Raw genomic sequence first — 14124 nt, forward strand, 5'->3', positions numbered from 1 at the left:
CACGACGGACGCGACGTGCCGGGCCGGCAGACCGATAGTCGGCCGCACGGCGCTCAAGAGATGAGTGGGTTGAATCGCAACGGCTGTCTCCTCTTTTGATTTTTACCCGTTCGTTCGAGCGTTGCCCCGAAAGACGCACTCGACGGCGAGGCGCGAGGCCTGAACGATCGTGAGCCGCAAGGGGCGCTTTCCGTGGAAAGCGGCGCGCCGCGCGCTCCGTTAACATGCGCTCAGAACGATCATCTGTAAAAAAGCTCGTCACCAGACTTGTCTGATTGACTTTGGCAATTTTCTGTAGATGACATTTCCTCTTGATTTGGATTGTAGTTAAACTACAATTCAGTGTCAAAAAAAATTTTATCGGACTACGCTGTCATCCGTAGTCACCCGGGCGACTCGCCCCGATTCGACTCACATCCGCTCTCGAACCCACGTAGAGACTCATGCAAAGCGACTCGAACTTCACCTTCGTACTCTTCGGCGGCACCGGCGACCTCTCCATGCGCAAGATTCTTCCCGCGCTCTTCGAGGCGCATCGCGCGGGCATGCTCAATCCGGCGGGCAGAATCGTCTCGGTCGCGCGCGAGGCCAAGCAGCAAGAGGAATACCGCGCGTGGGTCGAGGATCACGTGAAGCCGCATGTAGCGAAGAACGGCATCGATGGAGCCGCGTGGCAGAGCTTCATCGAGCGCTTCGAGTACGTCGGGCTGGACCTGGGACGTCCGGAGGACTTCGTCGTCTTGCGCGACGCGCTCGCCCGGTTCGACGGCACGCGCGTCTTCTATCTGGCGACGGGGCCGTCGCTGTTCGTGCCGATCTGCCGGGCGCTCGCCGATGTCGGCCTGAACCAGAACGCGCGCATCGTGCTCGAAAAGCCGCTCGGCTACGACCTGAAGTCGTCGAACGCGATCAACGACGCCGTCGGCGAAATCTTCCAGGAAGAGCAGATCTATCGGATCGATCACTATCTCGGCAAGGAGCCGGTGCAGAACCTGCTCGCGCTGCGCTTCGGCAACGCGCTTTTCGAGCCGCTGTGGCGGCGGGAATGGGTCGAGAGCATCCAGATCACGATCGCCGAGGAACTGGGCGTGGAAGCGCGCGGCGACTTCTACGACAATACGGGCGCGCTGCGCGACATGGTGCAGAACCACTTGCTCCAGTTGCTTTCCATCGTGACGATGGAGCCGCCGCACTCGATGGACTCCGACTCCGTGCGCGACGAGAAACTGCGCGTGCTGCGCGCGCTCAAGCCCATCGACGAGCGCGACATCAGCCGCGTCGCGGTGCGCGGGCAATATCATGCGGGTGTGATCCGCGGTACGGCGGTGCCCGCGTACGTGACCGAGCCGGGCGTGCGCCCCGACAGCACGACGGAAACTTTCGTCGCGCTGAAGGTGGAGATCGAGAATTGGCGTTGGGCGGGCGTGCCGTTTTTCCTGCGCACCGGCAAGCGGCTCGCGGATCGCGTCGCGGAGATCGTCGTGAATTTCCGCGCGGTGCCGCATTCGGCGCTCGGCGCGAACGCATTGCGCGCGGGCGCGAACCGTCTCGTGATCCGGTTGCAGCCGAACGAGTCGATTCGTCTCTACTGCCTGGCGAAGCAGCCGGGCGAGGGCATGAACCTCGCGAGCGTGCATCTTGATCTCGCGTTCGATCAGTTCTTCAAGGAAGGACAGATGGAGGCGTATCAGCGGCTTCTGCTCGATGTGATTCACGGCCGCCTCGCGCTTTTCGTGCGGCGCGACGAGCAGGAAGCGGCGTGGCGCTGGGTCGAGCCGATCCTGAACGCGTGGGCATCGGCGACCAGCAAGCCGAAGCCGTATGCGGCGGGCACGTGGGGACCGGCGGCATCGAGCGCGATGCTCGCGCAGGCGGGCACGTGCTGGCTGGAAGAAGAGAATTGAGGGAGTGACGCCGACGCAGCCCGCAAGAGGCGCGCGGCGCGCACGAAGATTCAGGACACCGCTTCGCCCGTCATTGCGACGGCGCGAACAGAAAGCGGATCGATAAACCAGAACAAGCAGGAGGAGCAGTGATCGAGCTTCATACTTTCGACGATCCGCGCGCCCATTCGAACGCGCTGGCGAAAGCCGTGAGCGACGCGCTGAAAGCGTCCCTCGCGGCAAGAGGCGCGGCATCGGCCGATGCCGCCGGACAAACCGCTCACGCCACGCTGGCGGTCTCGGGCGGCACGAGTCCGAAACCGTTCTTGCAGTCGCTCTCGCGCGAGCCGCTCGACTGGGCGCACATCGACGTGACGCTCGTCGACGACCGCTGGGTGCCCGAAACCGATTCCGCGAGCAACGCGCAGCTCGTGCGCGACACGCTGCTGCAGAACGCGGCGGGGTCGGCGTATTTCCTGCCGCTCGTCGATACGGCCAAGCCGCTCGAGGCGCACATCGCCGAACTGAACGCCGATCCGCGCCGCCGTTTGCCGGACGTGGCCGTGCTCGGCATGGGCGAGGACGGCCACACGGCCTCGATTTTCGCCGACGCGCCCGAATGGGATTTCGCGATCTCCACGCCGGACCGGTTCATCGCCGTGCATCCGGGCGCGGCGCCGCATGCGCGCGTGAGCCTGTCGATGTCGGCGCTCAAGCAGATCGGGCAGTTGTATCTGTTCATCGCCGGGCAGAAGAAACTCGACGTCCTGAACGCGGCGCTCGCCGCGCCGCAAAAAAACGCCATCTCGACGCTGGCCCACGCTGAAGGAGTGAAGCTCGATGTCTACTGGTGTGCATAAGACAGCGGCTCAGCACGCCGACGGACCGCGGCTTCTGGCCGACATCGGCGGCACGAACGCGCGCTTCGCGCTGGAGACCGCAACCGGCGAGATCGGGCAGATCCGCGTGTATCCGGGGGCCGATTACCCCGGCATCGCGGAGGTGATGCAGCAGTATCTGAAGGACACGAAGGTCGGCCGCGTCAATCATGCGGCGATCGCGATCGCGAATCCGGTCGACGGCGATCACGTGAAGATGACCAATCACGACTGGAGCTTCTCGATCGAGGCGACGCGCCGCGCGCTCGGCTTCGACACGCTGCTCGTCGTGAACGACTTCACCGCGCTCGCGATGGCGCTGCCCGGCCTGACCGACGCCCAGCGCGAACAGGTCGGCGGCGGCTCGCGGCGGCAGAACAGCGTGATCGGTCTGCTCGGGCCCGGCACGGGTTTGGGCGTCTCCGGGCTGATTCCGGCGGACGATCGCTGGATCGCGCTCGGCAGCGAAGGCGGCCACGCGACGTTTTCGCCGTTCGACGAGAACGAAGACCTCGTCACCCGCTATGCGCGCCGCAAGTTTCCGCACGTCTCGTTCGAGCGCGTGTGCGCGGGGCAGGGGCTGGAGCTGATCTACCGGGCGTTCGCGGAGCGCGACAACGTCACGGTCGCCGACACCTTCACCGCCGCCGATGTCACGACGCGCGCGCTGCAAGGCGAGCCGCTCGCGCTCGAAACGGTGAACTGTTTCTGCGCGATCCTCGGCACGTTCGCGGGCAATATCGCGGTGACGCTGGGCGCGCTGGGCGGCATTTACATCGGCGGCGGCATCGTGCTGAAGCTCGGCGAGCTGTTCCACAAGTCGCCGTTTCGCGAGCGCTTCGAGTCGAAAGGGCGCTTCCAGCAGTATCTGTCGGGCATTCCGACGTACATCATCACGGCGGAATATCCGGCGTTTCTCGGCGTGTCGGCGATTTTGTCGGAACAGTTGTCGAATCGCGCGAACAGCGGTTCGTCGGCCGTGTTCGAACGCATCCGCCAGATGCGTGACGCGCTGACGCCCGCCGAGCGGCGCGTCGCCGATCTCGCGCTGAATCATCCGCGCTCGATCATCAACGATCCGATCATCGACATCGCGCGCAAGGCCGACGTCAGCCAGCCGACGGTGATCCGCTTTTGCCGCTCGCTCGGCTGCCAGGGCTTGTCCGACTTCAAGCTGAAGCTCGCGACCGGCTTGACCGGCACCATTCCGGTGAGCCACAGCCAGGTGCATCTCGGCGATACGGCCACGGACTTCGGCGCGAAGGTGCTCGACAACACCGTGTCGGCGATCCTGCAGTTGCGCGAGCATCTGAACTTCGAGAACGTCGAGCGCGCGATCGATATCCTCAACGGCGCGCGGCGCATCGAGTTCTACGGGCTCGGGAATTCGAATATCGTCGCGCAGGACGCGCACTACAAGTTCTTCCGCTTCGGCATTCCGACGATCGCGTACGGCGACCTGTACATGCAGGCGGCGTCCGCGGCGCTGCTCGGCAAGGGCGATGTGATCGTGGCGGTGTCGAAGTCGGGGCGCGCGCCGGAACTGCTGCGCGTGCTAGAAGTGGCGATGCAGCAAGGCGCGACGGTCATCGCTATTACGTCGAGCAACACGCCGCTCGCCAAGCGCGCGACGGTCGCGCTGGAGACGGATCACATCGAGATCCGCGAGTCGCAGCTTTCGATGATCTCGCGCATTCTGCACCTCGTCATCATCGACATTCTCGCGGTCGGCGTCGCGATTCGCCGTGCCGCGCCGAAGCCCGGCGCGAAGATCAGCGAGACGGTCGCGAAGGCGCGTCAGTCGAGCGACGATGACGCCGCCGCCGTGCTCGACTGGCTGAGCCACGGCGCATCGGGAATGGCGCGCGACTGAAGCGCTTTCGAAGCGCGATGAACGAAGGGCCGCCGATGCGAATCGGCGGCCCTTTGTCTTGCGGATCGAACCGGCGCGTCAGAACGAGTGCTGGATGCCCGCGTACACGCCCGACTGACTATGTCCGACGAGCGGGTTGTCCGTCGCCGCCGACGTGCCGTAGTTGTTGGCGTTCAGGCCGTAGTTCGCGGTGCTGCTGTTGCGCACCGTGGCGATCTGAATGTCGAACAGCGTGCGCTTCGAGATGTTGTACGAACCGCCGACCGAATAGATGGTCGCGTTGCCCGCGCCGTTGTTGCCGTTCACGTGATACACCGCGCCGATCAGCGCCGCTGCCGGCGTGGCTTGCCACGTCACGCCGCCCCATTCGTGATCGAGCGTGCTCGGCTGGCCGGGCAGCAGGTTCGTCATGCCGGACGTGCGGATCGCCTGATAGCCGCCCTGCAGCTTGAACTGGCCGAGGAACACGTTGAACATCGCCGTGTATTCGCGCGAGTAGGCGTAGGCACCGTTGCCCGTGCTGTAGTCACCGCCGAGCGTGCCGTTCGCCGGGTTGCGGATCTCGTCGTAGATGCCGCGCACCTGAAACAGCGGCGATGTGTAGGTGATCTGCGCACCGGCCTGACGGCCCTGCGGCGTGGTGCCGTTGCCGTTCCAGTTGGTCGCGTTGGACAGCGCGTACTGGCCGTAGAAATCGAAGCCCGCGAACTTCGGCGACTGATACGAAATGTTGTTGCTCGACTGCGGCCAGTTGCGGCCACGCACCAGCGATGCCGACGACCAGTTCGACTGACCGAACGGATCGAAGTCCCATATGCCGTTCGAGATGAAGAGCTCACGGCCGAGCAGAACCGTACCGAACTGATCGTTGGAGATACCGACCGTCGCCCAGCGATTGAAGAGGTTGCCTTGCGCCTGGCCGTTCATCGCGTTGAAGCCGTTTTCCAGCCGGAAAACGGCGCGGTTGCCGCCGCCCAGGTCCTCGGCGCCCTTGATGCCCCACAGGCTCGTGCCGCAATCGCCGCTTTCGGCGCGAAAACGATGCGTGCTGCCGCCGGCGCCGTCAGGCACGCCGCTCATGTATTCGAGTCCCGCGTCGATGCGGCCGTACAGCGTCACGCTGCTCTGTGCATGTGCCGCTGCGCTGAACGCCATGAGTGCTGCCGACGCGAGCAATACCTTCTTCATCATCCCCTCCAAAACGCTGTCAAAGAAAACATGTGCATGACGAAGCATCGCGATCACGCCGCGATCCGCGTCATTTCTCGAATTCGGAGGGATTGTGAAGTAGAACTACTTTGTCGGATGCCCGGTTTTGTAGTTTTAGTTGCCGAGTTGACAAATGTCGTGCGCGGGCAGGATACCGTCGGCATCGACGTTCGTTATGCCCAACTGCAAACGCCCGAAAGTCTCGCGATCCAATAAAAAACGGTGCGATACCCTTTCGGGCACCGCACCGATACGCGCCTCTCGCAGCAGCGTGAAAACCTTCTAAAAGACTTTTCTGTCAGACCCGTTGCTTAGAACGAGTGCTGGATACCTGCGTACACGCCCGTCTGGCTGTGGCCAGGGAACGGGTTGTCCGTCGAAGCAGCCGAGCCATAGTTGTTGGCGTTCAGACCGTAGTTCGCGGCCTTGCTGTTCTGCACCGTCGCAACCTGCAGGTCGAGCAGCGTGCGCTTGGACAGGTTGTACGAGCCGCCGACCGTGTAGATGGTCGCGTTACCCGCGCCGTTGTTGCCGTTGACGTGGTACACCGCCGCGATCAGCGCTGCTGCCGGCGTGGCTTGCCACGTCACGCCGCCCCATTCGTGATCGAGCGTGGTCGGCTGGCCGGGCAACTGGCCCGTCATGCCCGAGCTGCGGATTGCCTGATAAGCGCCCTGTACCTTGAACTGACCGAGGAACAGGTTGAACATCGCCGTGTACTCGCGCGAGTACGCATAGACGCCGTTGCCGCCCGAGCCGCCGTCGATCGGGTTGTACGCGCCGCCGAGCGTACCGTTTGCCGGGTTGCGGATTTCGTCGTACATACCGCGAATCTGGAAGAGGGGCGTCGTATAGGTGATGTACGCGCCCGCTTCGCGGCCTTGCGGCGTCGTGCCGTTACCGTTCCAGTTCGTCGCGTTCGAGAGCGAGTACTGACCGTAGAAGTCGAAGCCCGCGAACTTCGGCGACTGGTACGAAATGTTGTTGCTCGACTGCGGCCAGTTGCGGCCACGCACCAGCGATGCGGACGACCAGTTCGACTGACCGAACGGATCGAAGTCCCATACGCCGTTGGCGATGAAGAGTTCACGACCCAGCAACAGCGTACCGAACTGATTGTTCGCGATACCGACCGTCGCCCAGCGATTGAAGAGGCCGCCGCCGCCCGGGCCTTGACCCGTCATGGTGTTGAAGCTGCCTTCCAACTGGAACACGGCGCGATAGCCGCCGCCCAGATCTTCGACGCCCTTCAAACCCCACAAGCTCGTGCCCCAATCGCCGCTTTCCGCCTTGAAGCGGTGCGAAGAGCCGGTGGCGGGCGCGCCGGCCGGACCGGTCGGCACACCGTTCATGTATTCGAGCCCCGCGTCCAGGCGGCCATACAGCGTCACGCTGCTCTGAGCGTGCGCCCCCGCGCTGAACGCCAGCAGTGCTGCCGACGCGAGCAAAGCTTTCTTCATCATCTCCTCCAACCCTGTCAAGAAATAGAACCCAAGTGCTGCTGTGTGGTTCGATGCGAGCGCACCCAACCGAAAATGTTTTCAGAGGAAGGACACGCGCGGGCTGTAGTGCTAGTGACGATTCGCACGTCGTGGGCGCGAATCTGACCCCGATCCGTCGATCGGTGCCGTTCCTCAGTTTCTTTTGGACTTTTGAAGTAAAACTACTTTTTGTGTACTTCGTTTTGGTACTTTCGTTACCAATTTAACAAATTACGTTATGGTCGCCAAAGAAAAATGACGATCGCCGACCGTTTGTGTCAAAAATGCAATGCCCATGTGCTAGGCAGTCGACCCACAGGATGGGAAATACGCCGCAAAGCCTTATTCCATCAGGGCTTCAGCGGCATGTAAGTTTCGGGGTCAGGTTTGTCGCCTATTGACGCGCGCTCGCCGCGGCGCTAGGTCGACGCAGGGCGCGAAAGAGGTCTAAAGCCTTGCGGCCGGGCGTAAAAAAAGCGCCTCACGGACGCTTTTTTTGGAGTGGAAGGCTGCTTCCGGCAGCGATCGCTTACTTCAGGCTGCCCGACAGAAACTGCTTCAGGCGCTCGCTCTTCGTGTTGCCGAACACGGCATCCGGATGGCCTTCTTCCTCGATGCGCCCCTGATGCAGAAACACCACATGGTTCGACACGTTGCGCGCGAACGCCATCTCGTGCGTGACGACTATCATCGTGCGGCCTTCCTCGGCGAGCGTCTGCATCACCTTCAGCACTTCGCCGACGAGCTCCGGATCGAGCGCGGAGGTCGGCTCGTCGAAGAGCATGACATCGGGATGCATCGCGAGCGCCCGCGCGATGGCCACGCGCTGCTGCTGCCCGCCCGACAGATGCGACGGGTACTGCTTCTCCACGCGCGGCGCGAGCCCGACTTTCTCCAGATAGGTGCGCGCGCGCTCCTCCGCTTCTTTCCGCGAAAGTCCGAGCACGTTGACGGGCGCCTCGATCACGTTCTCCAGCACGTTCATGTGCGACCAGAGATTGAAGTGCTGGAAGACCATCGACAGTTTCGAGCGAACCTGCCGCAATTGCTGCGCGTCCGCCGCCTTCAGCGCGCCGGTCTTGTCCTTCATCGTGCGGACTTCTTTCCCGTCGACGAAGATGCGCCCCTGATTCGGCTGTTCGAGAAAGTTGATACAGCGCAGCATCGTGCTCTTGCCCGAGCCCGACGACCCGATGATGCTGATGACGTCGCCGGCCTTCGCCTTCAGCGACACGCCCTTGAGAACTTCGTTGCTGCCGTACTGCTTGTGAATGTCATCGACGAAAAGCTTGTGCTGCTGGGAAATCATGAACGGTCCTTGAGCGGCGGTGAACTTATTTGCCTTGCGGCCGCAAATAAGCGAGCCAGCGATGCTCGGCGCGGCGGAACAGCCACACGAGCGCGAACGAAATGCAGAGGTAGAGCAGGGCGGCGAGGCCGAACGCCTCGAACGACTGATACGTCGCCGAGTTGACATCGCGCGCGATCTTGAGGATGTCCGGCACGGTCGCCGTGAACGCGACGGTGGTCGCGTGCAGCATCAGAATGACTTCGTTGCTGTAGTAAGGCAGCGCGCGCCGCAACGCCGACGGAAGAATCACGCGCCGATACAGCGTGAAGCTCGACATGCCATACGCGCGCGCGGCTTCGATTTCGCCGTAGGGCGTCGCCTTGATCGCACCGGCGAAAATCTCGGTGGTGTAGGCGCACGTATTCAGCGTGAACGCGAGCAGCGTGCAGTTCATCCCGCTTCTGAAGAACTCGGAAAGCAGCATGTGATCGCGCACGACCTGGAGGCTATACAGGCCCGTGTAGCAGAGCAGCAATTGCACATAGAGCGGCGTGCCGCGAAACACGTAGGTATAGAGCCACACCGAACGCGAGAGCAGCTTGTTCTTCGACACCCGCGCGACCGCGAGCGGCACCGAAAGACAAAAGCCGAGGCCGATGGAGATGACGAGCAGCCACATCGTGATCGCGAGACCGGTGATGCGGTAGCCGTCGGTGAAGAGGTAATTCTTCCAGTATTCCTGGATGATTTCGATCATGATCCCTGCCGCCCTGTAATGGACCGATTAGAGGTCGGCCTTGCGCACGCCGATGGAATAGCGCCGCTCCAGCCAGATCAGCACGAGATTCGAGATCGTGGTGATCGCGAGATAGATCGCGCCCGCGAGCAGCGTGAAGAAGAAGAAACGCAGCGTGCCCTTGCCCGCGTCCTGCGAGGCCTTGACGACGTCCGCGAGACCGATGATCGACACGAGCGCCGTCGCCTTGACCATCACCTGCCAGTTGTTGCCGATGCCCGGCAGCGCGAAACGCATCATCTGCGGAAACATGATGCGCGCGAAGGTCTGCCACGGCGTCATGCCGTAGGCCGCGCCCGCTTCGAGTTGGCCGCGCGGCACGGAAAGAAACGCGCCGCGGAAGGTTTCGGTGAAATACGCGCCGTAGATGAAGCCGAGCACCAGAATGCCGGCGAGGAACGGATCGATGTCGATCTGATCCCAGCCCATCGCGTCGGTGAAGAGATTCAGCCAGATCTGGATGCTGTAGAAGAGCAGCAGCATCAGCACGAGATCGGGCACGCCGCGGATGAGCGTCGTGTAGACGGTGCCGACGCCCGACGCGACGCGGTTCTTCGACAGCTTCGCCGCCGCGCCGATCAGGCCGATCACGAAGGCGAACACGAGCGACAGCACCGCCAGCTTGACGGTCTGCCAGGTGCCCGCGAGGATCAGCGGACCGTAGCCTTGCAACATGGTGATTCCTTGGTAAGGTGCCTGACGTGCATGGAGTGTGACGAGCGCGGCGGTCGGTATTCTAGATGGCCAAAATTGCGAGCAGCCGCTGCTGCTAACCCTGCCAACGTTTCGGATGCGTTTTTCCGGCGCATCGCGGCGCGTTCCGGCGTCTCGCGGGCGTTCCCAACCCGTCGCCGCCCGGAAAAGCGCGGTATTTTACCCGAAGCCGGCCAGGGCGCGAGTTCGAAGCAGGATGTGTCCGATTACATGCATCAGCGGAACGATGTAGTGCCGTGGCGCGCGTTGTTTCGGAAGGGCGTCGCCCTTACATTCTCTCCATCGCAAAACAACGCCTTGGGCGGGAGCAAATACCATGATCGAGATTCGCCGCAGCAACGAACGGGGTCACGCCAACCACGGCTGGCTCGACTCGTATCACAGCTTCTCCTTCGCCGATTACTACGATCCCGAGCACATGCACTTCGGCGCGCTGCGCGTGATCAACGAGGACCGCGTCGCGGGCGGACAGGGCTTCGGCGCGCATGGCCATCGCGATATGGAAATCGTGAGCTACGTGCTCGAGGGCGCGCTCGCGCATCGCGACAGCATGGGCAACGGCTCGACGATCCGTCCCGGCGATGTCCAGCGCATGAGCGCCGGCACCGGCGTGCGTCACAGCGAATTCAACGGTTCGCCGACGGACACCGCGCACTTCCTGCAAATCTGGATCATTCCGGATGCGCCGGGCGGCGCGCCCGGGTACGAGGAAAAGCGCTTCGCCGACGATGAAAAGCGCGGCCGCCTGCGGGTGATCGCATCGCCGGAAGGCACCGACGGTTCGGTGAAGATCGGCGCGAACGCGCGCATCTTCGCGGGACTTTTCGACGGCCACGAGCGCGCGGACTTCGACGTGCCGGCGGGCCGCCGCGTGTATGTGCATGTGGCGCGCGGCGCGGTGACGGTCAACGGCGAAGCGCTCGGCGCGGGCGACGCCGTGAAGCTCGAAGACGTGTCGAAGGTGACGATCGAGAAGGGCGATAACGCGGAAGTGCTGCTGTTCGACCTCGCCTGATCGTTCCACTGATGTAAAGAAGGCCGCGGAGCGCATGCTCCGCGGCCTTCTTTCATGCGCCGAGACGGCTTACGGCTTGGCCGTGGCGGATGCGCCCGCCGCCGCGCCCGGTGCGCCGTCCGGGCCGCCGCGGTGCTTGCCCCAGCGCTCGTGCATCTTCTGCTCGTGCTCGCGCATCTTCGCGAAGTGCTTCTTCAGCGCCGTGCTGACCGTCGTCTTCTGCTGGTCGTTCAGCGCGTTATAGAAGTTCAACCACGCGGTCGCGGTCTGCTCGCGCAACTGCTCGTTCTGCTGCTCGATCTTCTGATGCGCGGCGTGCATCGCGTTCAGGTCGAGGATCGGCTGGTTTTCCATCGACTTCATCTGATCGTGCATCTGCCTGAAGCTTTCGCGCATCGCCTGACGATTCTGCTTCATCGTCGTGAGCGCGGTCTGCCACAGCTTTTCCTGATCCGCGTTCAGCTTCAACTGGCCGTGCAGTTCATCCAGCTGCTTCTGCATCCGCATTTCCATGCGGTGGCCGCCGTGACCGCCGGGGCCGCCCATCATGGCCGGACCGCCCGGAGGCGGCGGGGGCGGCGCGTCGTTCGTCGCGGCGTAGGCCGTGCCGAACGTCAGCGCGATTGCGGCAGCGGCGGCGGTGAGGATGCGATATTGCTTGGCCATCTTGGTACTCCCTTGATTGTTTTCGAAGCCGAAGCCGCGAAACCTGCATCGACGTACGGGTTGATGCGTGGAGGTCTCGCGCTTGTCGGTGAGACACAGCGTAGGGGTTCGCCGTGCACGGCGTGTTACGGCATGGTTTAGGCTTGTTACGCAGGTTTACGCCTCGCTTTCGTCGTAACACCCCGTAACCCTTATGGCAGGCCTGTCATCAATCGAGGTCTGACGCACGCGCTAAACTCCATTCCATGACTACGCAAATACTTGTCGTCGACGACGACGCCGAACTGCGCGACCTTTTGCGCGACTATCTGGTCCGGCAGGGCATCGAGGTATCGGTGCTGCATGACGCCGGCGGTCTCGAACGCCGCATCGAACGCGAGCGGCCCGATCTCATCGTGCTCGACCTGATGATGCCGGGCGTCGACGGGCTGACCGCGCTCAAAGCATTGCGCGCATCCGGCGACGACATCCCCGTCATCATGCTGACCGCACGCGCGGACGACGTTGACCGCATCGTCGGCCTCGAACTCGGCGCGGACGATTACCTCGGCAAGCCGTTCAATCCGCGCGAACTGCTCGCGCGGGTGCAGGCCGTGCTGCGCCGCCGCCGCACGATTCCGTCCGCCGCGCCGGAGCAGCGCGAACCGTATTCGTTCGGCCGCTTCAGGCTCGACTTCCAGTCGCGCACGCTGCAACAGGACGACAGGCCGCTCACGCTGTCGGGAAGCGAATTCGCGCTTCTGAAAATTTTCGTGAACAACCCGATGCGCACGCTCACGCGCGAGCGCCTGCTCGAATTGCTCCACGGTCCGGAGTACGACGGCACCGATCGCGGCATCGACGTGCAGGTGTGGCGCCTGCGCCGCATCCTGGAAACCGATCCGTCGGCGCCGCGCTTCATCCAGACGGTGCGCGGACGCGGTTACGTGTTCGTGCCGGATGGCGAGCAAAATGCGCCGGGCAATTGACACGCTGTTCGGCCGGCTGGTCGTCATCGTCATCGGCATGCTGGTGTTGTCGCATGTCGCGTGGTTCGCGATCATCCGCTTCGAGCGCGATAACGTGCAGACGCGCTTCGCCGTCGAGGAGGCCGTGTTCCTGGTCGAGGCGGTGCGCCAGCACATCGCCAATACGCCGGATCAACCGCTGCCGCCGCGCGTGCGCCTCGTGGCGCTCGATAGCCCGGACGTGCCGAAGCAGCCGGACGAGGGCACGCCGCCGCCGCTACAGCGCTTTGTCGAGGATCTGAAAGACCGTCTGCCCGACGGCACCGACGTGCGTCTCAACGAGCCCGGCGGCCCGCCGAGCGTCTGGGTGCACGGCGCGAAGGACGCAGGCTGGGTCGTCGTGCCGGTGCAGCCGCTGCGTCCGCCGCGCTCGCGCGACCGCATGCTCGTCTGGCTCGCGCTGATCTTTTCGACCGCCGTGCTCGCCGCGCTTTTCGGCGCGTGGCAGCTGCAGTCGCCACTGCGCGCGCTCGCGCAGGCGGTCGGGCGCTTCGGACGCGGCCAGCCGACGCCGCCCGTGCCGGAGCGCGGTCCGCGCGAATTGCGGCAGCTCACGCACGGCTTCAATCAGATGGTCCGCGAGGTCTCGCAGACTGAGAACGATCGCGCCGTCATGCTTGCAGGCGTCGCGCACGATCTGAAGACGCCGCTCGCGCGCCTGCGTCTGCGCGCCGAAATGATGGACGACGACAAAATGCGCGACGGCGTCGTGCGCGATGTCGATTCGATGGCGCATATCGTCGACCAGTTCCTCGTGTTCGCGCACGACCGCCCGGACGGCAGCGAGCCGGTTCCCGTCGACGAGCAGTGCGAGCGGATCGCGCGGGCGTATCGCGCGGTGTCGCCGGACGCGCAGCCGATCCGCCTGAAGCTCGAAGCGGGGCCCGCTTTCGCGCTGCCGGCGGCGTCGCTGGACCGGTTGCTGTCGAATCTGTTGGATAACGCCCATGCATACGGCGCGCCGCCGGTCGTCATCGAGACGCGGCGGGAAGCCAAGGGCTGGGTATTGTCGGTGTCCGATCACGGCAAGGGCATCGCGCCGGACGATCTCATCAAGGCGAGCCGGCCTTTCGTGCGGCTCGATCCGGCGCGCGGCGGCAGCGGCCACAGCGGGCTCGGACTCGCGATCGTGGAGCGGCTCGCGCGACGTGCGGGCGGCGAGTGCGAGATCGGCAATCGTGCCGACGGCGGATTGCAGGTCACGATGACCTTTCCGTTCGACAGCGCCACGCGGCCGGTGCAGGAGCGCCGCGCCGGGTCGCAGCACGAAGAGCGCGCGCTGTAACGGCGCGCTCGGTCAGAGAGGCGGAG

Annotated in this window: 13 protein-coding genes; 7 read left to right on the forward strand and 6 right to left on the reverse strand. The window is 63.9% G+C overall.

The window, feature by feature from the left end:
* Nucleotides 1–443 precede the first annotated feature (443 nt).
* From zwf to NCS03_RS04275, 3 genes are all read left to right on the forward strand, one after another.
* Nucleotides 444–1904, forward strand: a complete 1461-nt coding sequence (gene zwf, locus NCS03_RS04265) for a glucose-6-phosphate dehydrogenase (RefSeq protein ID WP_250480385.1) — start codon at nucleotides 444–446, stop codon at nucleotides 1902–1904.
* Between the two features lie 128 nt (nucleotides 1905–2032).
* Complete coding sequence (pgl, locus tag NCS03_RS04270; RefSeq protein ID WP_034471312.1) at nucleotides 2033–2743, forward strand: 6-phosphogluconolactonase; 711 nt, start codon at nucleotides 2033–2035, stop codon at nucleotides 2741–2743.
* Nucleotides 2724–4634 carry a bifunctional transcriptional regulator/glucokinase gene (locus NCS03_RS04275; RefSeq protein WP_033536676.1) on the forward strand — a complete coding sequence of 637 codons (1911 nt, stop codon included), beginning with the start codon at nucleotides 2724–2726 and terminating at the stop codon, nucleotides 4632–4634. The genes pgl and NCS03_RS04275 overlap by 20 nt, the downstream gene beginning before the upstream one ends.
* A 78-nt stretch (nucleotides 4635–4712) precedes the next feature.
* Here the strand turns inward: NCS03_RS04275 and NCS03_RS04280 are convergent, their stop codons facing one another.
* Nucleotides 4713–5822 carry a porin gene (locus NCS03_RS04280; RefSeq protein ID WP_250528799.1) on the reverse strand — a complete coding sequence of 370 codons (1110 nt, stop codon included), beginning with the start codon at nucleotides 5820–5822 and terminating at the stop codon, nucleotides 4713–4715.
* Between the two features lie 36 nt (nucleotides 5823–5858).
* On the opposite strand from NCS03_RS04280, the gene NCS03_RS04285 reads away from it, so the two are divergent.
* Nucleotides 5859–6059, forward strand: a complete 201-nt coding sequence (locus tag NCS03_RS04285; RefSeq protein ID WP_250528800.1) for a hypothetical protein — start codon at nucleotides 5859–5861, stop codon at nucleotides 6057–6059.
* A 95-nt stretch (nucleotides 6060–6154) separates the two neighbouring features.
* On the opposite strand, the gene NCS03_RS04290 is transcribed toward NCS03_RS04285, so the two are convergent.
* The 4 genes from NCS03_RS04290 to NCS03_RS04305 all read right to left on the reverse strand — a co-directional run bounded on the left by NCS03_RS04290 (nucleotide 6155) and on the right by NCS03_RS04305 (nucleotide 10086).
* Nucleotides 6155–7303, reverse strand: coding sequence for a porin (locus NCS03_RS04290; RefSeq protein WP_008350822.1), 1149 nt, complete (start codon nucleotides 7301–7303; stop codon nucleotides 6155–6157).
* A gap of 550 nt (nucleotides 7304–7853) precedes the next feature.
* Nucleotides 7854–8633 (reverse strand): ABC transporter ATP-binding protein, encoded by a 780-nt coding sequence (locus NCS03_RS04295; RefSeq protein WP_008350821.1) that lies wholly within the window; start codon nucleotides 8631–8633, stop codon nucleotides 7854–7856.
* A 25-nt stretch (nucleotides 8634–8658) separates the two neighbouring features.
* Nucleotides 8659–9372 carry an ABC transporter permease gene (locus NCS03_RS04300; RefSeq protein ID WP_008350819.1) on the reverse strand — a complete coding sequence of 238 codons (714 nt, stop codon included), beginning with the start codon at nucleotides 9370–9372 and terminating at the stop codon, nucleotides 8659–8661.
* Between the two features lie 27 nt (nucleotides 9373–9399).
* Nucleotides 9400–10086: an ABC transporter permease gene (locus tag NCS03_RS04305; RefSeq protein WP_008350817.1), complete on the reverse strand. Its 687-nt coding sequence runs from the start codon at nucleotides 10084–10086 to the stop codon at nucleotides 9400–9402.
* A gap of 355 nt (nucleotides 10087–10441) precedes the next feature.
* Between NCS03_RS04305 and NCS03_RS04310 the strand changes: the two genes are divergently transcribed.
* Nucleotides 10442–11140, forward strand: a complete 699-nt coding sequence (locus NCS03_RS04310) for a pirin family protein (protein WP_250507275.1) — start codon at nucleotides 10442–10444, stop codon at nucleotides 11138–11140.
* A 69-nt stretch (nucleotides 11141–11209) separates the two neighbouring features.
* On the opposite strand, the gene NCS03_RS04315 is transcribed toward NCS03_RS04310, so the two are convergent.
* On the reverse strand, nucleotides 11210–11806 hold the full coding sequence (locus tag NCS03_RS04315) for a Spy/CpxP family protein refolding chaperone (RefSeq protein WP_034471310.1): 597 nt from the start codon (nucleotides 11804–11806) through the stop codon (nucleotides 11210–11212).
* Between the two features lie 245 nt (nucleotides 11807–12051).
* On the opposite strand from NCS03_RS04315, the gene NCS03_RS04320 reads away from it, so the two are divergent.
* Nucleotides 12052–12774 carry a response regulator gene (locus tag NCS03_RS04320; RefSeq protein ID WP_008350810.1) on the forward strand — a complete coding sequence of 241 codons (723 nt, stop codon included), beginning with the start codon at nucleotides 12052–12054 and terminating at the stop codon, nucleotides 12772–12774.
* Entirely contained in the window at nucleotides 12758–14098 is a 1341-nt protein-coding gene (locus NCS03_RS04325) for an ATP-binding protein (RefSeq protein WP_008350808.1), read from the forward strand. The genes NCS03_RS04320 and NCS03_RS04325 overlap by 17 nt, the downstream gene beginning before the upstream one ends.
* Nucleotides 14099–14124: the final 26 nt, after the last annotated feature.

The sequence above is a fragment of the Caballeronia sp. ATUFL_F1_KS4A genome (genome assembly GCF_023630905.1).
In the GTDB taxonomy this organism is placed as follows: domain Bacteria; phylum Pseudomonadota; class Gammaproteobacteria; order Burkholderiales; family Burkholderiaceae; genus Caballeronia; species Caballeronia zhejiangensis.

What these genes read in the sequence shown, in the direction of transcription:
- zwf (WP_250480385.1), top strand. Translation starts at nt 444, where the DNA reads ATGCAAAGCGACTCGAACTTCACCTTCGTACTCTTCGGCGGCACCGGC.
- NCS03_RS04275 (WP_033536676.1), top strand. Translation starts at nt 2,724, where the DNA reads ATGTCTACTGGTGTGCATAAGACAGCGGCTCAGCACGCCGACGGACCG.
- NCS03_RS04280 (WP_250528799.1), bottom strand. Translation starts at nt 5,822, where the DNA reads ATGAAGAAGGTATTGCTCGCGTCGGCAGCACTCATGGCGTTCAGCGCA.
- NCS03_RS04285 (WP_250528800.1), top strand. Translation starts at nt 5,859, where the DNA reads ATGACGAAGCATCGCGATCACGCCGCGATCCGCGTCATTTCTCGAATT.
- NCS03_RS04290 (WP_008350822.1), bottom strand. Translation starts at nt 7,303, where the DNA reads ATGAAGAAAGCTTTGCTCGCGTCGGCAGCACTGCTGGCGTTCAGCGCG.
- NCS03_RS04295 (WP_008350821.1), bottom strand. Translation starts at nt 8,633, where the DNA reads ATGATTTCCCAGCAGCACAAGCTTTTCGTCGATGACATTCACAAGCAG.
- NCS03_RS04300 (WP_008350819.1), bottom strand. Translation starts at nt 9,372, where the DNA reads ATGATCGAAATCATCCAGGAATACTGGAAGAATTACCTCTTCACCGAC.
- NCS03_RS04305 (WP_008350817.1), bottom strand. Translation starts at nt 10,086, where the DNA reads ATGTTGCAAGGCTACGGTCCGCTGATCCTCGCGGGCACCTGGCAGACC.
- NCS03_RS04310 (WP_250507275.1), top strand. Translation starts at nt 10,442, where the DNA reads ATGATCGAGATTCGCCGCAGCAACGAACGGGGTCACGCCAACCACGGC.
- NCS03_RS04315 (WP_034471310.1), bottom strand. Translation starts at nt 11,806, where the DNA reads ATGGCCAAGCAATATCGCATCCTCACCGCCGCCGCTGCCGCAATCGCG.
- NCS03_RS04320 (WP_008350810.1), top strand. Translation starts at nt 12,052, where the DNA reads ATGACTACGCAAATACTTGTCGTCGACGACGACGCCGAACTGCGCGAC.
- NCS03_RS04325 (WP_008350808.1), top strand. Translation starts at nt 12,758, where the DNA reads ATGCGCCGGGCAATTGACACGCTGTTCGGCCGGCTGGTCGTCATCGTC.